The following is a 22,361-nucleotide window of genomic DNA, read 5'->3' on the forward strand; positions in this document are numbered from 1 at the left end:
GCTTCGCTACGCTCGCAATGACGGGAGTGGTCACGATGATCCGTCCTCAATTCGTCAGGCGAAAGCCTTGATGGCTTCCACCAGCGTCTCGCCGAGCAGCGAGGGGCTGGCCGAAACCTTGATGCCGGCTTCTTCCATCGCCGCGATCTTTTCCTCGGCGCCGCCCTGGCCGCCCGAGACGATCGCACCGGCGTGGCCCATGCGGCGGCCCGGAGGGGCCGTACGACCGGCGATGAAGCCCGCCATCGGCTTGCGACGGCCGCGCTTGGCTTCGTCCTTGAGGAACTGCGCGGCTTCTTCTTCGGCCGAGCCGCCGATTTCGCCGATCATGATGATCGACTTGGTGGCTTCGTCAGCGAGGAAGAGTTCGAGCATGTCGATGAAGTTGGTGCCGTTGACCGGGTCGCCGCCGATGCCGACAGCCGTGGTCTGGCCGAGGCCCGCCGCGGTGGTCTGGAACACGGCTTCATAGGTCAGCGTACCCGAGCGCGAGACGACGCCGACCGAACCCTGCGAGAAGATGCTGCCGGGCATGATGCCGATCTTGCACTCGTTGGGGGTCAGGACGCCGGGGCAGTTCGGGCCGATCAGGCGCGACTTCGAGCCGGTGAGGGCGCGCTTCACGGGCACCATGTCGAGAACGGGGATGCCCTCGGTGATGCAGATGATCAGTTCGATCTCGGCGTCGATCGCCTCGAGGATCGCGTCGGCGGCGCCGAACGGCGGCACGTAGACGCACGAGGCGTTGGCGCCGGTGGCGGCCTTGGCTTCGTGGACCGAGTTGTACTGGGGCAGACCGATGTGGGTCTGGCCGCCCTTGCCGGGGGTCACGCCCGCGACCATCTGCGTGCCGTAGTCGAGCGCAGCCTGGGTGTGGAAGCTGCCGGTCGCGCCGGTCATGCCCTGGGTGATGACCTTGGTGTTCTTGTTAACGAGGATCGACATCGGTTTTCCTGTTCCTGATCGTGGAAGCAGCCGGATTGGGCCGGGGAGGTTCCAAGAAACTATTTTGCCCCCGCGCTACCCATCATTGTGAGAGTATCAACAATGAGGGGCAGTCGCGGGGGCGGTATTCAAAAACTCAGGCGAGGGTGCCGTCGATGCCCTTGCAGGCGACCAGCAGTTCCTTGACCGCGTCGACCGAGACCTGGAGGTTGCCCTTGGCTTCCTCGTCCAGTTCGATCTCGACGACTTCCTCGACGCCGTTCGCGCCGATGACTGCGGGCACGCCGACGTAGAGGCCGTCAACGCCGTACTGGCCATCGACATAGGCGGCGACGGGCAGGATGCGCTTCTGGTCGCCTAGGTAGGCTTCGGCCATGGCGATGCCCGAGGCGGCCGGTGCGTAGAACGCCGAGCCGGTCTTCAGCAGGCCGACGATCTCGCCGCCGCCCGAACGGGTGCGCTGCACGATCGCGTCGATCTTCTCCTGGGTGGTGCGGCCCATCTTGATGAGGTCCGGAACCGGGATGCCGTTGACGGTCGAGTACTGCACGACCGGGACCATGGTGTCGCCGTGGCCACCGAGCACGAAGGTGTTCACGTCGCGGATCGAGACGCCGAATTCCCATGCGAGGAAGGTCGAGAAGCGCGCCGAGTCCAGAACGCCGGCCATGCCGACGACCTTGTTGTGCGGCAGGCCCGAGAATTCGCGCAGCGCCCAGACCATCGCATCGAGCGGGTTGGTGATGCAGATCACGAAAGCGTCGGGTGCGTTGGCGGCGATGCCTTCGCCGACCGACTTCATCACCTTGAGGTTGATGCCGAGCAGGTCGTCGCGGCTCATGCCGGGCTTGCGGGCGACACCGGCGGTGACGATGATGACGTCGGCGCCGGCAATGTCGGCATAGTCGTTGGTGCCAGTGATCTTGGCGTCGAAGCCTTCGACCGGACCACACTGCGAGAGATCGAGAGCCTTGCCCTGCGGGAGACCTTCAGCGACGTCGAACAGGACGATGTCGCCCAGTTCCTTCTGCGCCGCGAGGTGCGCCAGCGTACCGCCGATGTTGCCGGCGCCGATAAGGGCAATCTTCTTACGAGCCATGATCCGTTCGTGTCCTTCCCGAGGGCGGGATTTCTCGGACTTCAAGGCGGCCTGCGCTAATCCCGCAAATGGCAGGTGCCGGTGTTTGCGAGGGCGGCCCTACGCCCCTTGGAAGACCATTGCAACCGGCAAAGGGGTCTTTGCATCAGCTTTTATCTGATAATAGTTCGCAATTGCAATAAAGGGGTGAAATGGCGGAAAATCGCCTGTTTGTTCACCTGTCGGCAATGTTGCGAAAGGGTTTAGCGGCGCTGGGGATGGTATCGAACGGGGATATGGCGAGCGCAAGTCGCTTTGGGTGCGACTCGTCGAAACTCTCATCCTCCCTGTCGCGAAGCGATGGGGAGGGGGACCGCCGACGTAGTCGGTGGTGGAGGGGATTGCAACCCACCCCTCCGTCAGTCGCTTCGCGACTGCCACCTCCCCATCGCTTCGCGACAGGGAGGATTAGGCGTTCAACTCGCGAGGCGCTTGGCCAGAGCGGCGGCCATGCGGCGGTCGAGGTGGCGGCATATGCTCAGCCAGCGGGCGCGTGCGGCGGTGTCGCCGCGTTCATGGGCGGCCTCGGCCTCGACGCGGGCCTGTTCGGCGGCGGAGAGGCCGTGGCGTGCGAAATGCATGAGGGCTTCGGCAATGCCGGCGTCGATCTCGGCGGCAGGCTTGCTCTCGATGGAGCGCAGGCTAGGGCGCGGGAGAAGGGGGCCGTTGTCGTTGACCGCGCCCAGCGGCGCGCCGGTGCAGAGCACTCCGGCAATGGCCGGCATCGTCCCGTTCATGGCGGCGGCGAAGCGGATGGTCATGGGCGGATAGTCTCTCTTCTTGGTGGGTGTCGACGGATCAACCCTCTACCCCGGCAGCGATGAACCCATCATGCAGGGACGTGGTTTCTCAAGTCTTGACGATACCACCTAGGGACATTCCCCGGGTGCCTCCGTTGCAATCGATTATCTTCAATTTGCGGGCTGGGTGATCCAGCGGCCGGAGTTTGCGTACTCGGCCTTGATGCCCTGCGAACCCGGCATATTCCGGGCGGTATAGAGCGAATCCCCGCCGCGCTGCTGCACTTCGCTGGAATAGGCGGGGCTGGGCTGGATGGGCATGGTCGGGCTGGTTGCCTGCGCGACCGGCTCTGCCTTCACGGGCTGGGCCGTGCCGAATGCGCGCTGGACGGCGAGCGGGTCGAGTGCCGCTGCTGCAGCGGCGGCATCGGCGCTGTCGTCATGGCGATGCGGAGCGGCCATCGGCTCGCCGCCGAGGTAGGCGAAGCGGAACGTCGCCGCGCTGCCCGCCTCGCCGCGCAGCGCGTAGAAGCGGTGCGCGCCGATGGTGGAAAGGTACTGCAGGCTCGGCGCCCAGTAGGGGTTCACCTGGACGGTATGATAATGCGTGGCGAGGCCGATCGGCGTGTAGACGTAGCCTGCCAGCGCCTGGCGCGCGACGTTTTCGGCGCGGTCCCAGAACATGCGCTGCGGGCGGCGGGCGAGCGAGCCGTCGCAGGTGAACGAGAACTGGCAGCCGGTCGAACGTTCCGACCCCTCGTAGACGACGCCGCAGACGGTCTTGGGATAAGCCGGGTGGGCCATGCGGTTGAGCACGACTTGCGCCACCGCGCGCTGGCCCGCGTCGGGCTCGCTCGCGGCTTCGTAGTAGATCGCGGCGGTCATGCACTGCAGCGCGCGGGTGCGGTCGACGCCGGAGTTGTCGATGTAGATCGGCCGCGCGGTAGCCAGCGGGCCGGAGACACTGTCGTCGGCGTCGGAGCGGATGCCTTCGCCGACCTGCAGCGGGGCCTTCTCGGCTTCGAGGTAATAGAAGGCCGAGCCGGGGAAACTAGCGCCCGCCTGCTCGAACGGCATGGGCAGTGCTTCGGCGCCTTGCGGGGCGGCGTCGGCGATGGCGAAGCTGTCCCAGCCTTCCGGCGCGGCGAAGGCGGGAAGGGCGACGGCGGCGAGTGCGGTCACGGCGAAAGTCCAGCGGCGGCGCAGGACGACCGGGCGGTGCCCGATAGAGCGGGCACGGCGCGGGTAGCGGCCGACGAAATCGCGCGGGCGTTCGAACGGAGCGCCTTGCGAATCCATCACCGGCGCCGGGGCGGCGTCTGGTCCGGGAATGGAAGGGGCAGGGCTCACTCGGTTCCTTTCGGCCGCAATTCGGCAGCACCGGCCTAGCCTGTGCCCGGTGCGCGCGCATCCGGGCATTCCGGGCCGTCCCGTTGCGGTACAGCCACGCTCTGTACGCTTAAGGGCTTAAGATTTGGCTGCACCCCGTCGTCCCGGACTTGATCCGGGACCGTTGGCCGTGAACGGCCGTCCTTGCGGCGTGGCGCCTTGCCCATGGCTCGCGTCTAAAGACAGCCACCGGTCCCGGATCGAGTCCGGGACGACGAATGCTTGCCAACCCCTGTATGCCGCACTATCCGCGCGGTTACGTCATGGGTTGCCCGCAAGGGCCTAAGAGGGAAGCCGGGTGCGAATACCGGCGCTGCCCCCGCAACTGTGACCGGGGAGGCCGCCTCCACCATGCCACTGGCCCGTATGAGGGCCGGGAAGGCGGATGGCGCGACTGACGATCCGGGAGCCAGGAGACCTGCCCGAGACGGTCGTTCCGCAGCCGGACGGGGTTCTTCCGGATGCAGCGAGTGTGACGCGCCATGAGGAAGGCGCGCATGCCTCCGCCGTGAACGGCACAAGCACGTTCAAAGGTTCGGAGGACATATGAAGTATCTGTTTCTGCTCGGCACCGCGCTTGCGGTGAGTACGCCTGCGCTGGCACAGGATGACGAGCCGCTGCTGCTCGACACGCATCCGCGCACGGACATCACGGTCACGGCCACGCGCACCCCGACGCCCCTTAGCCAGGTCGGCCAGTCCGTCAGCGTCGTCACCCGCGACCAGATCGAGCGCACGCAGGCGACCACCGCCACTGACGTGCTTGCCCGCATCCCCGGCATCTCGACCGTGCAGTCGGGCGGTTTCGGCCAGCCCGCGAGCGTTTTCGTGCGCGGTGCCGAGAACGCGCAGTCGCTGGTGCTGATCGACGGCGTGCGCATCAACGATCCCGGCGACGTCGGCGGCGGCTTCGACTTCGGCGCGCTGCCGATCGGCCAGTTCGACCGTGTCGAGGTCGTGCGCGGTTCCTCGGGAGTGCTGTGGGGCAGCCGCGCGGTGGGCGGCGTCATCAACTTCATCACCGCCCGCCCGACCGAACAGTGGACCGCGCGCGGCCAGGCCGAGTATGGCTGGCGCGACCGCAAGCAGGCGAGTGTCTCGGCGGCGGGTCTCGTCGGCCCGGTCGGGCTGACGCTGGGCGGCAACTGGCTCAAGGGCGACGGTTTCTCTGCCTTCAACGAGCGCCGCGGCGGCACAGAGAAGGACGGCTTCGAGAGCAAGAGCGCCAATGCCCGCGCCTCGATCGAGTTCGCGCCGGGCCTCTCGGCCGATGCGGGCGGGTTCTACACCAAGGCGAACTACGATTACGACAACACCGGCGCCGATGCCCTCAACGTCGGGATGAAGCGCGATACGCTGGGCTATGCGAACTTGCGCTATGCGGGCCTCGACGGAAGGCTGAACGCACGTGTCGGCTATGGCATCAACGACACGCGCCGCATCTCCGATGACGCGGTGTTCGGCCCCTACACCACCAACGGCCGCACCGAGCGCTTCGAGGGCCAGGTCAGCTTCGCGCCCATCGAGCAGGCCAGCGTGCTGGTCGGCGGCGAGACCGAGAAGCAGAAGTTCGACGACAACTATGGCTCGAAGGATTCGACCACCATCGACAGCCTGTTCGGCAACCTGACGCTGCGTCCGTTCGCCGGCCTGACGCTGAACGGCGGCCTGCGCTACGACGACAACTCGGACTTCGGCGACCGCACGACCTTCGCCGCCAACGGCGCCTGGGTGATCGGCGGCGGCGACAGCGCCCCGGTCCTGCGGGCCAGCTACGGCGAGGGTTTCAAGGCGCCCTCGCTCTACCAGCTCTACACCAACGCGGGCTTCCGCGCGCTCGATCCCGAGACGTCGAAAAGCTGGGATGTGGGCCTGGAGCAGCCCTTCGCCGAAGGGACCGGCCGCTTCACGCTGACCTACTTCGATCGCAAGACGAAGAACCTGATCGACTATGATCTCGCGAACTGGAACTACTACAACGTCGGCCGCTCGCGGGCGCAGGGTGTGGAACTGGGGATGCAGGTGACCGACTGGCAGGGCTTCGATGTGAACCTCGCCTATACCTACCTAGACGCCGTCAACGAGGACACCGGCGCGCAGCTGGCGCGTCGTCCGAAGAGCAATCTCTACGCCAGCATCGACAAGGCCTGGGCGGTCGGTCTGAAGCTCGGCGCGGACCTGCGCGTCGGCGGCGGGCGCTACGACGATACCGCGAACACGCAGTACGTTGGTGGCAACGTAGTCGTGGGCCTGCGCGGCGCCTTCGCGGTGACGCACAACGTCGAGGTCTATGGCCGCGTCGAGAACCTGTTCGACGAGCATTACGAAGTGGTGCGCACGTACGGCACGCCGGGGCGCTCGGCCTATGCCGGCATCCGCGTGAAGATGTGAGCGAAAGGGCGGTTCCCGGCAGGCGTCGTCCCGGACTTGTTTCGGGACCGCTGGCCGTGGACCGCCCTCCTTGCAATGGTTCCCTGACCCCTCGTCATTGCGAGCGCAGCGAAGCAATCCAGGGCAGTTTGCGCGGCCCTGGATTGCTTCGCTGCGCTCGCAATGACGAGGAGCACGAGCGCAAGCGGGCTTCGGGTGGCTTGCCGTTACCCCGCTGCTCCTGACGCTCGCCGCCTGCCAACCCTGGTCGGACCCGCCGGTCGAGGGATCGGTGCGGCCGCGCATCGTTTCGCTCAACCCCTGCACCGACGCGGTGCTGGCGGAGGTGACGTCGCCGGGGCAACTGTTGGCGATCTCCCACTACAGCCACGATCCCTCGGCCAGTTCGATGGATCTCGCCCGCGCCGCGCAGTTCGCCGAAGTGTCGGACGCGGTGGAGGATGTCGTCGCGCTCGAACCCGATGTCGTGGTGGCGAGCAGCTACACGCCGCCGGCCACCGCGCAGGCCCTGCGCGACATGGGGCTGGAGGTCGTGCTCGAGCCGCTTCCCGCCGACCTTCCCGAAGCGCTCGCGCAAGTGCGGCGGCTGGCGAAGCTGGCGGGCAATCGTTCGGAAGGGGAGGAACTGGCCGGGCGGATGGAGGCTGCCGTCGCCCGTGCCAAGCCGCCGACCGGCGTGCGGCCGGTGCAGGCGCTGCTGTGGGAATCCGGGGGCATCGTCGCAGGCGACCACACGCTGATCGCCGATCTCATGCGCCGCGCCGGGTTTGCCAATGCCGCTGCCGCGCGCGGGCTTGCTCAGGCCGATTACCTGCCGCTGGAACGCGTGGTGGCCGATCCGCCGCGCGTGGTCTTCACCGTGGGGTCGCCCGCCGGCGAGGAGGACCGGATGCTGCGCCATCCCGCTCTCGCCAAAGTCCGGGGCATGATCCGCGCGCCGCTCGACCGTTCGTTGATCTGGTGCGGCGGGCCGACCGTACCCAAGGCACTGGCCCGGTTCGCGCAAGTGCGGCGATCTCTCGATAACCCCAGGCCCTTCGACAAGCTCAGGGTGAGCGGGGATGGGGGAATCGCACAAGCTCCGCTCATGCTGAGCTTGTCGAAGCACCCGGCACAACGGCAGACCTTCATCCATGAACCGCCGCCTGATTCCGATCCTCGTCGTCCTGCTCGCGCTCGCCGTGCCGCTGTCGCTGCTGGCGGGGCGAGTGTGGATCGATCCCTTTGCGTCCGACACACACAATGCTTCGGTTATCCTGCTGTACTTGCGCCTGCCGCGCGCGTTGCTGGCGCTGATCGTCGGCGCCGGACTTGGCGGCGCGGGGGCGGCGATGCAGGGCTACTTGCGCAATCCGCTCGCCGATCCGGGCCTGTTCGGCATCGCGCCGGGCGCGGCGCTGGGTGCGGTGCTGAGCTTCTGGACCGGCTATGCCGCGTCGGTCTGGCTGCTGCCGGTCTTCGCTCTCGTCGGCGCGGGCGGGGCGATGGCGCTGCTGGCGTTGATCGCGGGGCGTGAGGCGGGCGTCGCACTGTTCACGATGGCGGGGCTGATGATCTCCAGCCTGGCGGGGGCGCTGACGAGCATTGCGATCAGCCTTTCGCCCACGCCGTTCGCGATGAGCGAGATCGTGACCTGGCTGATGGGCGCGCTGGCCGACCGTTCGTGGCGCGAGGTCGTCATTGCCGGGCCGCTGACGCTGCTGGGACTCGGCGTGCTGCTGGTGGCCGGGCGGGGGCTCGACGCGCTCACACTGGGCGAGGCGGCGGCGCGTTCGCTGGGCTTCGAGCCGAGGCGACAACAGGCGCTGATGATCGCGGGCGTGGGCCTGACGGTCGGCGCGGCGGTTGCGGTGGCGGGTGTGATCGGCTTCGTCGGACTGATGGTCCCGCATCTCGTTCGGCCGCTGACCGACCGGCGGCCGTCCTCGCTGCTGGTGCCGAGCGCGCTGGCGGGGGCACTCCTGCTGCTCGTTGCCGATGCCGGCTGCCGCGTCCTCCCGCTTGCGGGCGGAGAGCTGCGGCTGGGGATTGCGCTCGCGCTGATCGGCGCGCCGTTCTTCCTTGCGCTGCTGCTGCGCATGCGGCGGGGGCTGGCATGACCGGGACGCTGAACACGGTGGGGCTCGGCATCGCGGGACGGCTGCGCGACCTGACGATGACCATCCATGCGGGGGAAGTCACTGCGATCTGCGGACCGAACGGCGCGGGCAAGTCGACGCTGCTGTCCTGCCTGGCGGGACTGGTGGAGCCCGATACCGGCGTTGCCGCGCTGGGCGGACGAGTGATGCATGCGGTGCCGCCGCGGGAACGCGCGCAGTGCATCGGCTATCTTCCGCAAAGCCCCGAAGTGGCGTGGGACGTCACGGTCGAAGTGCTGGTCGGGCTCGGCCGCCTGCCCTGGCAGGATACAGGGACGGGCGGTGGGCGGACCGCGATCGATGCCGCGATCGCGACGATGGACCTCGAGGCATTCCGGAAACGACCCGTCTCGCAGCTGTCGGGAGGTGAGCGGGCGAGGGCGCTGATGGCGCGGGTGCTGGCGACTGGCCCGGCCTGGCTGCTGGCGGACGAGCCGCTGGCCAATCTCGATCTCGGCCATGCGCTCGCATTGATGGGGCGCCTGCGCGAGCAAGGCCGCCAGGGCCGCGGCGTGGTGCTGGTCCTTCACGACCTGGCGACCGCGATGAACTACGCCGATCGCGTCATGGTGCTGCACGAGGGACGGATCGCCGCTGACGGAGAGCCCGGCCACGCGCTGTCCGAAGACGTCATCCGGAACGTTTGGGGCTGTCCGGCCCGCTGGTTGGGCGAGCCGGGAGCGCGTGCGCTTTCGCTGGGGTGAGCGTCAGCTTTCGACGAAGTGGCCCTTCGACCAGATGCGCATGGGCTCTTCGCGCTTTTCCGCCTCGCGCTGGTGCATCTCGCGCTGGCGGTCGAACAGCAGCGATCCCGTGCCACGGGCGAAACGGCTGCGACGGAACGGAATTTCGGCGCCTGAAGTCATCATCTCTCTCCTTTGGAGAGATAACGCGCAGCGCTTGCGTCCGGTTCCCTCAGCGCGTGCCGACGCCGCGCGCGAACTGTTCCTGCAGATTGGACAGCGTGCGGGCCGGGACCGGGGCGAGCGACCTGGCGGTCTTGCCCTTGCGCAGCGCGGCGCGGTCCTTCTCGTCGGGCTCGATGGCGCGGACCCGCACCGCCGCCTTGCCCTGCGTGCGGATGCCCAGCTCCTCCGCTGCGCCGCGCGAAAGGTCGATGATGCGCGCACTCTCGCCATACGGGCCGCGGTCGTTGATACGCACGATGATGCGCCTGCCGGTGTCGAGCGAGGTGACTTCCACATAAGCGGGCAGGGGCAGCGTCTTGTGCGCGGCGGTGATCCAGCCGGGGCGGAAGCGTTCTCCGTTGGCGACCTGGTTGCCGCTTTCCGAACCATACCACGTCGCATAGCCGAGCATGTCGTAGCCGGGCTGCGCGGCGGGAGTATAGGTTACGCCGCGCACCTTGTAGGGAGGGCCGATGCGGACGGGCACGTCGCTGACGGGGCGGTACTTCACCCCGCCGCCGCATGCCGCGAGCATGGCGACGAGGGACAGGACGGCAATGTTCCGTAAGGGGGTGCTGCGGATGGGGCCGGGCATTCGGCGAGACTACCTCCCGAAGCCCTGCACTCCAACGCAGGCGGTGCGGCTTTCCACAAGCGAAGCCGGAACCGTCCGTCGCCGCCGCAGGTTTTGCGCCCTGCAACCAAGGAGCCACGATGCCGACCATCCTCGAAACCGTGACCGTCGCCGCCCGCGACCGGGCGCGCATGGCCGAAGTGAGCGCGGTGATCGCCCGCTTCGGGCTGGACTCGCTGCTCGCGCGGCTGGGGCTGGCCGGTAACCGGGACGGTGAAGCGCGCGAGGAGGCGGACCTGCCCGCCCGCACCCGCCGCGCGCTGGAGGCGCTGGGACCGACGTACGTGAAGCTCGGCCAGATCCTTGCGACCCGGCGCGACATGCTGACCGACGAATGGATCGCCGCCTTCGAGCAGTTGCAGAGTGATGCCCCGCGCCTTCCGTTCGAAGCCTTGCGCCCCGCCGTCGAGGCCGCGCTGGGAGAGCCTCCCGAGACCGCCTTCGCCGCCTTCGACACCGAACCGCTCGCCGCCGCCTCGATCGCGCAGGTGCACCGCGCGACGCTGCATGACGGGACGCAGGTGGTGGTGAAAATCCGCCGCCCCGGCATCCGCAAGGCGATGGAGGCGGACCTGCGCCTGCTGCGCCACCTTGCCGCGCTGGTCGAGGCCAGAAGCGCGATGGCCCGGCGCATGACGCCCGGCGCCATGATCGACCAGCTGGGACGCGAAATCCTCGACGAACTCGACTTCACCAACGAGGGCCGCAACGCCGACCTGCTGCGCGCTGATCTCGCCGCGATCCCCGATGCCATCGTCCCGCGCATCCACTGGCAGCACACCAGCGAGGGCGTGCTGGTGATGGACTACATCGACGGCACCGCACCTCGCGATCCGGCAAAGCTGCGCGCAAAGGGTATCGACCCGTCCGCCATCGCCCGGCTCGGCGCGCGGCTGGTGCTGGAGATGGTGCTCGTCAACGGCCGCTTCCATGCCGACCCGCACCCGGGCAACCTGCTGTGCCTGCCGCCCGCCGCGCCGGGTCAAAGCGATCGGCTGGCGCTGCTCGACCTCGGTTCGGTCGGATTCGTCAGCCCGCGCCGCCAGCACGAGTTCCTGACCTTCATCCTTTCCCTGCGCAGCAACGATCCCGGCGGCGTGGCGGACATGCTGGGGCTATGGTCGCAGGCTGGGGAAGTGCCGCGCGAACGCCTGCTGACCGCCTCGGAGCGGCTGGTCGCGCGGCATGGCACCGGGGCGCTGGTGCTAAACGCGATGGTGGCGGACTTCTTTCCGCTGCTGCGCAAGGAGGGCCTGGTGCTGCCGCCCGATCTGGTGCTGATCTTCAAGGCGATGGTGACGATGGACGGCGTGCTGGCGGGCATCGCCCCGGACTTCGATCTGTCCGAAGCGCTGACGGCGCTGCGCGGGAGGCTCGTCGCCTCGCGCCTGACGCGGCTGGCCGGGCCGGACCGTCTGGAAGCGCTGCTGCTGGAGGCATCGCGCCTGTCCGCCGATGCGCCGCGCCTGATGCGGGCGGCGACGGCGCGGCTGGAGCAGCGCGACGCCCCGGCCAAGGATGACGGCACGGCTCGGGCGATAAGCCGGGCGGGCGTGATCGTCGGCGGCGCGATTGCACTTCATGCGCTGGCGCTGGTGATCACCGCGCTGATGTAGCTTCCGAATCCTCCCTGTCGCGCAGCGATGGGGAGGGGACCGCCGCCGCAGGCGGTGGTGGAGGGGAGGGCAGGAAAACCCCTCCGTCACCGACTTCGTCGGCGCCACCTCCCATCCCTTCGGAACAGGGAGGAGGTTTACCTCGCGCAGTGTTCGTAATAGCCCGCTCGACAGGCGGAGACGTCCTCGCGCCATTCACGCATCTCACGTTCGTAGCGGCGGCGTTCTTCGGCATAGTCGGCGCGGGCGGTATCGTAGTCGCGGCGATCGGCGGCGTAGCCTTCGTCCTCGACATCCCGCCGACCGCGCGCCGAATCGTAATCGCGCCAGCCTTGCGCATACCCGGCATCGCGCTGGCGCACATAGTCCAGCTGATCGCGGTTCATGCGGCGGATCGTCGCGGCATAACGGGCGATCGCTTCGGGCGTCATGGTCGGATCGCGCGGATCGTCGGCAAGCACCGGCGCAGCCATGCCCACAACCAGCGACAGCGCCACCACGCGCCCGAACAGCTTTGCAGCCCCCATCATTCAAATCCCCTGAGCCTGATCGGCGCACCCGACGGGCGCTATCTGCCAGCAGGCTTGGGGGCATGCAAAGGACTTGCGACAAGCGGTTCGTCGCGTGGCGAGGGCGATCAGCTGCCGCCGGAGCCGGGCGCCTGCGGGTCGGCGGGGCATTTCACGGCATTGCCGTTCCAGCAAGCCGGGTTCCTGACCTCCCACTGCTTGCGGTCGGTGCGATAGTCCTGCTCGGCGGCATCGTGGCGATCGAGCGTGGCGTCGTAGGCGGCGGCATCGCGGGCGGTCTTCATGTCGTTGAGGGCGACGGCGGCGTCATGTTGGGAGCGGCTGGCTTCGTTGCGCGCCAGCTGTTCCTGTGCGGCGGCGGCCTGCTCGGCATTGAGCATCCGGCGCTTTGCTTCCGGATCGCCCGCTTCGGGTGCGCTGGCAGCGGGCCGCTCAGTCGTGTCCTGCGCGGAAGCGAAGTGCGGCACGGTGAGCGCGATCGCCGCCGCAGCGGCGAGTTTCGGGATATGGCGCATGGCTTTCTCCTGATCTGGTAAGCCGCGCGGAATGCGGCTTCGGTTCGTCGGAAGAAACGTGCGCGAAAGGGCAGGGTTTCCGGCTTGTCGCCCGGATGCCCCGCCCCGTCGTCTTCAGCGTGTGCCGATGAAGTGGCCGAAATATCTCGAACCGTCGCTGTCGCGGGAGAACTGGAAGACCACACCAAGCTCAGCACGGTCAGGTCCGTACATGCGCCCCTTGAACGTTCCAGAATACCCGTTGGTCTTGTCGGTGAGGGTGCCGCTCACGGTATTGGTCGCGCGGTCGAACGAGCCCTCGGCGATGAGCAGCCCGTCCTGGCGTTCGGACTGGTTGCTGACGACCACGAGCCGGATCGAGCCGCTGATCACATAGGGGGACGGGGTGTAGGCAGGCGGCGTATAGGACCAGTAGACCTTCGACTGGCCACCGCCGACCTGCGACATGTCGAACTCGCGCGAGCCGGGCGTGCCGCCGCGCACGATAGCCAGGCCGCCGTAGCTAAGGCCATCGGGCAAGGGATCGCTGGGCGAGGACGGGCTGCCGAAAATTGCCAGTTGGAAGTTGTAGGCCGGGGTCGAGATCGCGGTCGCCGTAGTGTTCGTCGTTTCGACCCGACGCAGCGCCGTGGTGGCGTAACGCGAGGGGTGTCCCAATCGAGTGCGACATAATCGCCGGGCTTCTCGAACAGCATGTAAGAGAGCGATCGCTGCCGGTCCGCCGCCGTGAATGACGTCGAGGTGTTCCGGTACGTGAAATCGACCGCTTCGGGATCGTGACGGTAACGCAGTGTGGCAGTTTCGCCTTCGCCCAGAAGTTGTCCGGCGTTGACGTAGTTGTAAAGGTACGGGCCGGACTGTTCGAGTGTGTAGTTGAGATTGTAGCCAAGAGCCGAATCGAACCAGAAGTCGCTCGTGAAGTCGGTCAGGACGTAGCTGGTGGTCGGCGTCGGCGTCGGAGCCGGGGTGGGGGCAGGCGTTGGCGCCGGTGTCGGCGCAGGCGTGGGTGTCGAGCCGCCGCCCGAACCGGAGTCGCCACCTCCGCACGCTGTAAGCGCCAGCGCGCTCGCCGCGAGGGCAAGATTCAGAAATCGCAATGGTATTCCCCCGTAGTCGCAGCGGGAACTAGACACCTCGTGAAGCGGCGCGCAAGTGGGCGCGGAGATGTCCACAAGACTTGCCTTGTGCGCCCCGCACCCCATCTACGGCAAAACCCGCGATGCGCCCCCTTGAAGCGCGCGAACAAATCTGGAACACGTGCCTCCCATGAGTCTCACCCACATCACCGTGCGCGGCGCGCGCGAGCACAACCTCAAGGGCTTCGACATTGCGCTCCCGCGTGAGAAGCTGATCGTCATCACCGGGCTGTCGGGCTCGGGCAAGTCGAGCCTCGCCTTCGACACGATCTATGCCGAGGGGCAGCGCCGCTATGTCGAAAGCCTCTCGGCCTATGCGCGCCAGTTCCTCGAGATGATGCAGAAGCCGAACGTCGAGCATATCGACGGCCTCAGCCCCGCCATCTCGATCGAGCAGAAGACCACCAGCCGCAACCCGCGCTCGACGGTGGCGACGGTGACCGAGATCTGGGACTACATGCGCCTGTTGTGGGCGCGCGTGGGCATTCCCTATTCCCCCGCCACGGGTCTTCCGATCGAGGCGCAGACGGTCTCCAACATGGTGGACAGGGTGATGGCGCTGCCGGAAGGCACGCGCCTCTATCTGCTCGCCCCGGTGGTGCGCGGCCGCAAGGGCGAATACCGCAAGGAACTCGCCGAGTGGCAGAAGGCGGGCTACACCCGCGTGCGCATCGACGGCGAGTTCTACGCGATCGAGGACGCCCCCGCGCTCGACAAGAAGTACAAGCACGACATCGAGGTCGTGGTCGACCGCATCGCGGTGAAGGAGGGCATCCAGACCCGCCTTGCCGACAGCTTCGAGCAGGCGCTCAAGCTGGCCGAGGGGCTGGCTTATGTGGACCTTGCGGATACTACGGTGGCGGAGCTTGGTGCAGGTGCTTCGACAAGCTCAGCACGAGCGGAGGTTGGAGATAAATCCAAATCTCCCAAATCCGCTCAGGCTGAGCCTGTCGAAGCCCCCGCCGCCCAGGCTGCCGCTACCAAGGGCATGAAGAACGCCGGCCTGCCCGCCAACCGCATCGTCTTCTCCGAGAAGTTCGCCTGCCCCGTCAGCGGCTTCACCATCGAGGAGATCGAGCCGCGCCTGTTCTCCTTCAACGCCCCGCAAGGCGCGTGCCCGGCCTGCGACGGCCTTGGCGAAAAGCTGCTGTTCGACCCGCAGCTGGTCGTGCCGAACGAGCACCTGACGCTCAAGCAGGGCGCCATCGTGCCCTGGGCCAAGTCCAACCCGCCCAGCCCCTACTACATGCAGGTGCTCTCCAGCCTGGCCGCGCACTTCGGCTTCAACCTGACGACGCCGTGGGACGAACTGCCCGGCGAGATCAAGCTGGTGATCCTCTACGGCACCGGCGGCAAGGCCGTGCCGCTCACCTTCAAGGACGGGCGCAAGGAATACACCGTCAACAAGGCGTTCGAAGGCGTCATCGGCAACCTCAATCGCCGCATGCTGCAGACCGACAGCGCCTTCATGCGCGAGGAACTGAGCAAGTACCAGACCGCGCAGCCCTGCGAGACCTGCGACGGCAAGCGCCTCAAGCCCGAGGCCCTCTCGGTCAAGATCGCCGGCAGCGACATCGCCGACGCCGCGCGCCTCTCGGTGGCGGACGGCTTCGCGTGGTTCGGGCAGCTGGAAGGCAAGCTCACCAACCAGCAGCAGCAGATCGCCAAGGCCATCCTCAAGGAGATCAACGAGCGCCTCGGCTTCCTCAACAACGTCGGGCTCGACTACCTCAACCTCGACCGCACCTCGGGCACGCTGTCGGGCGGCGAGAGCCAGCGCATCCGCCTCGCCAGCCAGATCGGCTCGGGCCTCTCGGGCGTGCTCTACGTGCTCGACGAGCCCAGCATCGGCTTGCACCAGCGCGACAACGACATGCTGCTCGAAACCCTCAAGCGCCTGCGCGATCTCGGCAATACCGTGATCGTGGTGGAGCATGACGAGGACGCCATCCGCACCGCCGACTATCTGGTAGACCTCGGCCCCGGCGCGGGCGTCCACGGCGGGCAGGTGGTTGCCGAAGGCACGCTCAAGCAGGTGCTCAAGAGCAAGGACAGCCTCACCGCGCAGTACCTCAACGGCACCCGCCGGATCGAGGTGCCGAAGGAACGCCGCAAGGGCAACGGCCACTTCGTCACCGTCGAGAACGCCCGCGCCAACAACCTGACCGGCGTGACCGCGAAGTTCCCGCTCGGCACCTTCACTTGCGTGACCGGCGTGTCCGGCTCGGGCAAGTCCTCGCTCACCATCGACACGCTGCAGGCCGGCGCCTCCCGCCAGCTCAACGGCGCGCGGGTGATCGCGGGCGCGCACGACAAGATCACCGGTCTCGAAAAGTGCGACAAGGTGATCGAGATCGACCAGTCCCCGATCGGCCGCACCCCGCGCTCCAACCCCGCGACCTACACCGGCGCCTTCACCCAGATCCGCGACTGGTTCGCCGGCCTCCCCGAATCCGAAGCGCGCGGCTACAAGCCCGGCCGCTTCAGCTTCAACGTCAAGGGCGGGCGCTGCGAAGCCTGCCAGGGCGACGGCCTGATCAAGATCGAGATGCACTTCCTGCCCGACGTCTACGTGACGTGCGAGGAATGCCACGGCAAACGCTACAACCGCGAAACGCTGGAAGTGAAGTTCAAGGGCATGTCCATCGCCGACGTGCTCGACATGACGATCGAGGACGCCGAGGAATTCTTCAAGGCCGTCCCCCCATCCGCGACAAGATGCACATGCTGAACGAAGTGGGCCTCGGCTACGTCAAGGTCGGCCAACAGGCGACGACCCTGTCCGGCGGCGAGGCGCAGCGCGTGAAACTGGCCAAGGAACTCGCCCGCCGCTCCACCGGCCAGACGCTCTACATCCTCGACGAACCCACCACCGGCCTCCACTTCGAAGACGTGCGCAAACTCCTCGAAGTGCTGCACCGACTGGTCGACCAGGGCAACTCGGTGGTCGTGATCGAACACAACCTCGACGTCATCAAGACCGCCGACTGGATCATCGATATGGGCCCCGAAGGCGGCGTCCGCGGCGGCCAGATCGTGGCGGAAGGCACGCCCGAAGAGGTGGTGAAGGTCAAAGGCAGCTTCACCGGAAGCTACCTCAAACCCTTGCTGGGAAGCTGGGCGAAGTAAACCGCACATTCCTCCCCGAGCTTGTCTCGGGGAGGGGCGCAGGCGGTTCAGGTGAAGGGGGAAGAAGAAAGTAGAAAGTAGAAATGCGAGGGCCATCGCCCTCGCGCTCCCGGAACCTTTGGTGGTGATTGGCGGCAAGACGGTGATTCAATATGCCCCAATATGGAGCATTTGTTTCTTCAGATGTGCAGAAGTGAATGGATGCCTTGTGTCATATCCGCATTTTGCCGTAAGAATGTACTGCCTCATGCGATTTGGTGTGAGGGGGCACTGTTAAGGACCGCAAGTGCGCTGATGCGCGCCGCGACTCCGGGAAGCTGGACCGAGATGGTCATGGTTACACGGACTCCGAGATAGAGCGTGGCTACGATATTCGCGACAGCGAGATCATACCACACGAGGTAAATAGCGAACCAACTTTCGAGTTGGGAGTCAGGTTAGTAACCCGGGGGATATGAGACGAACGGTATCCAAAGCCCCCGGGTGCGTACCACCTGATGATGATTTTGATCCGTTAATTGACGATTTCACAGTCAAGGAACGGAAATATATTCATTTTGATAGACCGATTTCAAAAAGTGATCGAGAGAATTTCTCTTTCTCGGCCGATAATCTTTTGAAGCACTCGTTTTGGCCGCTGTTAGGTTTTACTGCCAAAGAGCGTCGGGTCAAAAAAGTTGGTGGTCAGCTTGAGATTTCCCAAAAAGAACGAGAAATAAAATTCGGCTCTCACAAAGACGCTGCCGTATACGAATGGTATGCGAAAAATCTGTCTGTTCGCTATGAGCGGCTTCTGAAAAGATATGACTTATCCGAAGCGGTACTGGCGTATCGCTCGGGTGTTGGCGACAATATAAGTCAAGCGGGTAGCATTTTTTCCGAAATACGAAATAAGGGTGATTGCCGTGCAATCGCGCTCGATATAACGGGCTTTTTTGATCATATAGACCATTTGTGCTTACGGCGTAATCTAGTGGATGTTCTTGCTGTCGGCACCATCCCTGATCCTGATTTTCGTATTTTTAAGCGAATGACCCAATTTGAATGGGTGGATTCCGACGCCCTTCGAATAAGGTTAGGAAACCTATATGGGCAACGCGGCCGCATTTGTACTTCCGAACAATTTCGAAATATTGTCCGTTGTAAGAGCGGTAATCTTGTAAATAAAAATAAAAAGTCATGTGGGATACCCCAAGGTACTCCGTTATCTGGTTTATATGCAAACATCAGTATGATTGAATTTGATCGCCAGATGGTTTCGATACTGAATAATATTGGCGGTAGTTATCGCCGATATTCAGATGATATTGCAATCATAATGCCATGTGAGCATGACTATAATGATTTGATCGCGCTTGTGAGGAGTAAGCTTTCTGATATCGGCCTCTCACTTAGCGAAGGGAAAACCGAAGTATCGCAGTTTCGCCGAAATGAGCAGAATGTATCTACTGATAGGCGCTTTCAGTATCTTGGTTTCACATTTGACGGTGGAAAAATTCTGATACGGCCATCTTCGATCAGTCGTTATCATAAAAAGATGAGGGCAGGTGTTAAGGCCAAGATAAGGGCTGCAAAGATACAGGGAATAGCAAAAGATAGCATTTATATGCGTGAGCTATTCAAACGATATACACATTTCGGCCGTCAACGAAATTTTCCGCAATATGCGTACAGGGCTGCAAAGGTTCTCAATTCCCCCAATATTAGGTGGCAAATGCGAGGGCATATGGCGGCATTTAAGGAAGCAATTAGATATTATACTGCACGAGCTTATGAGTGAGCATATTTGCATATACTTGATTATAACTTTCCTACACTCCCCCACATACGATAACTAATCCGTCCCCCACGACGCGCCTGTCCGGGCTGTGTCGTGGTCTTTCGTGGCTTTCCTCTTGCGCGAGGTGGACGATGACGGACTTTTCCAGCAGCTTCGGTGTCGACGGTGGGGCGGGGATCGGCCTTTGCCCCTCCACCCTGTGCCCCTCCACCATCCTTCGGCCAAGGATGCGCTTGCGCATCCGTCTTGTCAGGCTCCCCCTCCCCGCAGGGGGAGGATCGGGGAGCGCCTCGGTTCGGACGGGGGTGGGTTCCCGCCTCGCGCGACATTGGTATTCCGGGCGAGCAGGCGGGCGCTTCGTCGGCCTCGGGCGCGACGGAAAGGGTCCGGGAGCGCGAGGGCGATGGCCCTCGCATTGTCTCTTCTCCTTCTCCCTATGTCTCGCACACGGCGTGGGACGCCGACCGCAAGGTGCGGTTTCTCGACCAACTCTCGCAGAAGGGCGACGTGCGAGCCGCGTGTGCTTTCGTGGGGATGAGCCGGACTTCGGCTTATCTGCTGCGGCGGCGCGATGCGGTGTTTGCGGATGCGTGGACGGCGGCTCTGGTGCTGGCGCGGCGGCATGTCGAGGAGGTGCTGGCGACGCGGGCGCTCGATGGGGTGGAGGAGGCGGTGTGGTTCCGGGGGAGCTGGTCGGGGTGCGGCGGCGGTATGACTCGCGGTTGTTGCTGGCGCATCTGGCGCGGCTCGATGTCGCGGGGGAGGGGCATGAGGCTCTGGCCGAGCGGTTCGACGAGGTGCTGGCGCTCGTCGCCGGGGAGGAGCCTTGCGCGGATGTGCCGGGGATGGAGGACGGTACGGCGCTGCCTCCGGAGCGGGCGGACTATGTCGCGGCGGCGGGGGAGGCGCGGTTCGGCGATGCGCGGGAGGCGTGGCTCGACGCGGTGGATGCGATCGATGCCGCGGCCGGGTACGTGCAGCCGCTGGACGAGGGGGAGATCGCGGGGGAGGACGCGGGGGCGGCGCCGGACTATCCGGAGGCGCCGGTGCGCGGGCCTTTCCTGCGCGAGAGCGGCGCGCAGTGGGATCGCTGGCAGTCGCGCGCTTTCGCCCGGGTGGACGGGGCGCTCTCGGGCGGGGAGGGCGCGGCGCCGATGGAGTACAAGTCGTTGGGAGGCAAGATGGAGGTCAGTGGCGGAGTTGCGGCTCTGGACCGTGTAAACCGTGTAAACCTGCTCGCGCCTCGTCGATGGGGAAGCACGGCTGGGCAAAAGTGTTCGGAGGCCGGGAACGCTTGTCCGGCTTCGCTGTTATCGAGTGTGAAGGCCGGCGCGGCGCTTCCCCACCCCCTCCCAGCTGCGTCGGCCGACCTTTTTCCTTCAGATCAGGCGGCGGTGCTATCCACCCTTCGACAAGCTCAGGGTGAGCGGTGTTGGTGATGGATGCTCTCAATTCCGCTCAGGCTAAGCTTGTCGAAGCCCCCGGCGGAATACCCAGCCTCAGTTGCCGAGGACGGCCAGTTCGACCTTGCCGCTGCCCATGCGGGTGATGCCGAGTTCGTCGGCGGCGGCGTCGGACAGGTCGATCACGCGGTTGCCGTGGAAGGGGCCGCGATCGTTGATGGTGACGACGACCATTTCGCCGTTGGCCGGGTTGGTGACCTGCACCTGTGTGCCAAAGGGCAGGGTGCGGTGCGCGGCGGTCAGTCCGTCGGGCGCGTAACGCTCGCCGCTGGCGGTGCGGGCGCCCTTGAGGTGGCGGCCGTAGAAGCTGGCGATGCCGCCTGCGATGGGGGTGACCTGGATGTCGTCGTCTTCGGGCGCGGTGAGGACGGCGGGAACTTCTGCGGCGGCGACGGCGTTGACGCCAGCGACAGGAGCAAGAACGAGAGCTTGCGAAGCTACCGGGGCTTCAGCCTGAGCAGGGCCTGCGAAGGGCAGGACGACGGCAGCGCACAGCGCCATCAGGCTTACGGCTCGAACTTGCAAAACTTACCCCGCTTCGTCGTTGACGATGGCGGGAGTCCTACCTGTGCGGTTCCCCGAAGGCCATATAGGCAAAAGCGGCCCGTCGCGCTTTGGCAACGGGCCGCCGGACTCTGTTAACCTAGGGGCAATGTTTACTTGGCGTCACGCTGGGCCAGCAGGCGCAGGCGAAGGGCGTTGAGCTTGATGAAGCCCGCCGCATCCTTCTGGTCGTAGGCGCCGGCATCGTCCTCGAAAGTGACGTGGCGTTCGGAGTAGAGCGAGTCGGCGCTCTTGCGGCCGACGACCGAGGCGTTGCCCTTGTAGAGCTTGAGGCGCACGGTGCCGTTGACGCGGGCCTGGCTGTGGTCGATCGCGGCCTGCAGCATCTCGCGCTCGGGGGCGAACCAGAAGCCGTTGTAGATGAGCTCCGCGTACTTCGGCATCAGCTCGTCCTTGAGGTGCGCGGCGCCGCGGTCGAGCGTGATCTGCTCGATGCCGCGATGGGCGCGGGCGTAGATCTCGCCGCCCGGCGTCTCGTACATGCCGCGCGACTTCATGCCGACGAAGCGGTTCTCGACGAGGTCGAGGCGGCCGATGCCGTGCTTGCGGCCCAGCTCGTTGAGCTGGGTGAGCAGGGTGGCCGGGCTCATCGCCACGCCGTTCAGGGCGACGCCGTCACCCTTCTCGAAGTCGATGGTGATGTATTCGGGCGCATCCGGCGCGTCTTCCGGGTTGACGGTGCGCGAGTAGACGTAGTCGGGGGTCTCTTCCCACGGATCTTCCAGCACCTTGCCCTCGGACGAGGTGTGCAGGAGGTTGGCGTCGGTGGAGAAGGGGCTTTCGCCGCGCTTGTCTTTTGGGACGGGGATCTGGTGCTGCTCGGCCCAGGCGATGAGGGCGGTGCGGCTGGTGAGATCCCACTCGCGCCAGGGGGCGATGACCTTGATGTTCGGGTCGAGCGCATAGGCCGAGAGTTCGAAGCGGACCTGATCGTTGCCCTTGCCGGTGGCGCCGTGGGCGACAGCGTCGGCGCCGGTCTCGTGGGCGATCTCGATCAGGCGCTTGGAGATCAGCGGGCGGGCGATCGAGGTGCCGAGGAGATAGTCGCCTTCGTAGCGGGCATTGGCGCGCATCATCGGGAACACGAAGTCGCGCACGAATTCCTCGCGCAGGTCGTCGATGTAGATGTTCTCGTCCGGCAGGCCCATCAGCTTGGCCTTGGCACGGGCGGGTTCGAGTTCCTCACCCTGGCCGAGGTCGGCGGTGAAGGTCACCACCTCGCAGTTGTAGGTGACCTGGAGCCACTTGAGGATGACGCTGGTGTCGAGGCCGCCGGAGTAGGCGAGGACGACCTTCTTGATGCTGTCGGACATGGGCACGGGCTTTCGCGGCATGAGCGGTGGAA

General features: G+C 65.7%; 19 protein-coding genes, 1 pseudogene and 1 riboswitch. Of the genes and pseudogenes, 9 read left to right on the forward strand and 11 right to left on the reverse strand.

Going from position 1 to position 22,361, the window contains the following annotated elements; all coding sequences use genetic code 11:
• Positions 1-54 precede the first annotated feature (54 nt).
• From sucD to KZO24_RS02270, 4 genes are all read right to left on the reverse strand, one after another.
• Entirely contained in the window at positions 55-945 is an 891-nt protein-coding gene (gene sucD / locus KZO24_RS02255; protein WP_008832364.1) for a succinate--CoA ligase subunit alpha, read from the reverse strand.
• Between the two features lie 136 nt (positions 946-1,081).
• Entirely contained in the window at positions 1,082-2,044 is a 963-nt protein-coding gene (gene mdh / locus KZO24_RS02260; protein ID WP_008832363.1) for a malate dehydrogenase, read from the reverse strand.
• A 455-nt stretch (positions 2,045-2,499) separates the two neighbouring features.
• On the reverse strand, positions 2,500-2,844 hold the full coding sequence (locus KZO24_RS02265; protein WP_008832361.1) for a hypothetical protein: 345 nt from the start codon (positions 2,842-2,844) through the stop codon (positions 2,500-2,502).
• 150 nt (positions 2,845-2,994) lie between these two features.
• The gene (locus KZO24_RS02270) at positions 2,995-4,173 is read right to left on the reverse strand and encodes a cell wall hydrolase (RefSeq protein ID WP_271184640.1); all 1,179 of its coding nucleotides are present in this window, start codon (positions 4,171-4,173) and stop codon (positions 2,995-2,997) included.
• Between the two features lie 287 nt (positions 4,174-4,460).
• A riboswitch (cobalamin riboswitch) is annotated at positions 4,461-4,652 on the forward strand.
• Between the two features lie 106 nt (positions 4,653-4,758).
• On the opposite strand from KZO24_RS02270, the gene KZO24_RS02275 reads away from it, so the two are divergent.
• The 4 genes and pseudogenes from KZO24_RS02275 (at position 4,759) to KZO24_RS02290 (ending at position 9,445) form a co-directional block, all read left to right on the forward strand.
• Positions 4,759-6,603 (forward strand): TonB-dependent receptor domain-containing protein, encoded by a 1,845-nt coding sequence (locus KZO24_RS02275; protein WP_271184641.1) that lies wholly within the window; start codon positions 4,759-4,761, stop codon positions 6,601-6,603.
• Between the two features lie 325 nt (positions 6,604-6,928).
• A pseudogene (locus KZO24_RS02280) lies at positions 6,929-7,462 on the forward strand (helical backbone metal receptor); the annotation flags it as partial.
• Between the two features lie 274 nt (positions 7,463-7,736).
• Complete coding sequence (locus KZO24_RS02285) at positions 7,737-8,702, forward strand: FecCD family ABC transporter permease (protein WP_486486767.1); 966 nt, start codon at positions 7,737-7,739, stop codon at positions 8,700-8,702.
• A complete protein-coding gene (locus KZO24_RS02290) occupies positions 8,699-9,445 on the forward strand; it encodes an ABC transporter ATP-binding protein (protein ID WP_008833418.1) in 747 nt (248 codons plus the stop codon). Before KZO24_RS02285 ends, KZO24_RS02290 begins: the two co-directional genes overlap by 4 nt.
• Positions 9,446-9,448: 3 nt before the next feature.
• Here KZO24_RS02290 and KZO24_RS02295 read toward each other — a convergent pair whose 3' ends face one another.
• Together KZO24_RS02295 and KZO24_RS02300 are read right to left on the reverse strand one after the other, a co-directional pair.
• Positions 9,449-9,610 (reverse strand): hypothetical protein, encoded by a 162-nt coding sequence (locus KZO24_RS02295; protein ID WP_327195323.1) that lies wholly within the window; start codon positions 9,608-9,610, stop codon positions 9,449-9,451.
• Positions 9,611-9,656: 46 nt separating this feature from the next.
• Positions 9,657-10,244, reverse strand: a complete 588-nt coding sequence (locus KZO24_RS02300) for a septal ring lytic transglycosylase RlpA family protein (RefSeq protein ID WP_271184644.1) — start codon at positions 10,242-10,244, stop codon at positions 9,657-9,659.
• A gap of 119 nt (positions 10,245-10,363) precedes the next feature.
• Here KZO24_RS02300 and KZO24_RS02305 point away from each other — a divergent pair, with 119 nt between their 5' ends.
• Positions 10,364-11,899, forward strand: coding sequence for an ABC1 kinase family protein (locus KZO24_RS02305; RefSeq protein WP_271184645.1), 1,536 nt, complete (start codon positions 10,364-10,366; stop codon positions 11,897-11,899).
• Positions 11,900-12,036: 137 nt separating this feature from the next.
• On the opposite strand, the gene KZO24_RS02310 is transcribed toward KZO24_RS02305, so the two are convergent.
• The 3 genes from KZO24_RS02310 to KZO24_RS02320 all read right to left on the reverse strand — a co-directional run bounded on the left by KZO24_RS02310 (position 12,037) and on the right by KZO24_RS02320 (position 13,601).
• Complete coding sequence (locus KZO24_RS02310; protein WP_309299004.1) at positions 12,037-12,429, reverse strand: hypothetical protein; 393 nt, start codon at positions 12,427-12,429, stop codon at positions 12,037-12,039.
• Between the two features lie 107 nt (positions 12,430-12,536).
• Entirely contained in the window at positions 12,537-12,944 is a 408-nt protein-coding gene (locus KZO24_RS02315) for a hypothetical protein (protein WP_271184646.1), read from the reverse strand.
• A gap of 114 nt (positions 12,945-13,058) precedes the next feature.
• Positions 13,059-13,601 carry a hypothetical protein gene (locus tag KZO24_RS02320; protein ID WP_486486768.1) on the reverse strand — a complete coding sequence of 181 codons (543 nt, stop codon included), beginning with the start codon at positions 13,599-13,601 and terminating at the stop codon, positions 13,059-13,061.
• Between the two features lie 609 nt (positions 13,602-14,210).
• On the opposite strand from KZO24_RS02320, the gene uvrA reads away from it, so the two are divergent.
• The 4 genes from uvrA to KZO24_RS02340 all read left to right on the forward strand — a co-directional run bounded on the left by uvrA (position 14,211) and on the right by KZO24_RS02340 (position 20,428).
• Positions 14,211-16,811, forward strand: a complete 2,601-nt coding sequence (uvrA, locus tag KZO24_RS02325; protein WP_486486769.1) for an excinuclease ABC subunit UvrA — start codon at positions 14,211-14,213, stop codon at positions 16,809-16,811.
• Entirely contained in the window at positions 16,805-17,209 is a 405-nt protein-coding gene (locus KZO24_RS02330) for an ATP-binding cassette domain-containing protein (protein WP_486486770.1), read from the forward strand. Before uvrA ends, KZO24_RS02330 begins: the two co-directional genes overlap by 7 nt.
• Positions 17,210-17,663: 454 nt before the next feature.
• Positions 17,664-18,989 carry an antiviral reverse transcriptase Drt2 gene (gene drt2, locus KZO24_RS02335; RefSeq protein ID WP_486486771.1) on the forward strand — a complete coding sequence of 442 codons (1,326 nt, stop codon included), beginning with the start codon at positions 17,664-17,666 and terminating at the stop codon, positions 18,987-18,989.
• A 698-nt stretch (positions 18,990-19,687) separates the two neighbouring features.
• Positions 19,688-20,428: a hypothetical protein gene (locus KZO24_RS02340; protein ID WP_486486772.1), complete on the forward strand. Its 741-nt coding sequence runs from the start codon at positions 19,688-19,690 to the stop codon at positions 20,426-20,428.
• Between the two features lie 60 nt (positions 20,429-20,488).
• Here the strand turns inward: KZO24_RS02340 and KZO24_RS02345 are convergent, their stop codons facing one another.
• Positions 20,489-20,953 (reverse strand): septal ring lytic transglycosylase RlpA family protein, encoded by a 465-nt coding sequence (locus tag KZO24_RS02345; protein ID WP_271184652.1) that lies wholly within the window; start codon positions 20,951-20,953, stop codon positions 20,489-20,491.
• Positions 20,954-21,108: 155 nt separating this feature from the next.
• The gene (locus tag KZO24_RS02350) at positions 21,109-22,329 is read right to left on the reverse strand and encodes an argininosuccinate synthase (protein WP_271184653.1); all 1,221 of its coding nucleotides are present in this window, start codon (positions 22,327-22,329) and stop codon (positions 21,109-21,111) included.
• Positions 22,330-22,361: the final 32 nt, after the last annotated feature.

The organism is Novosphingobium sp. NFX11 (genome assembly GCF_057376415.1).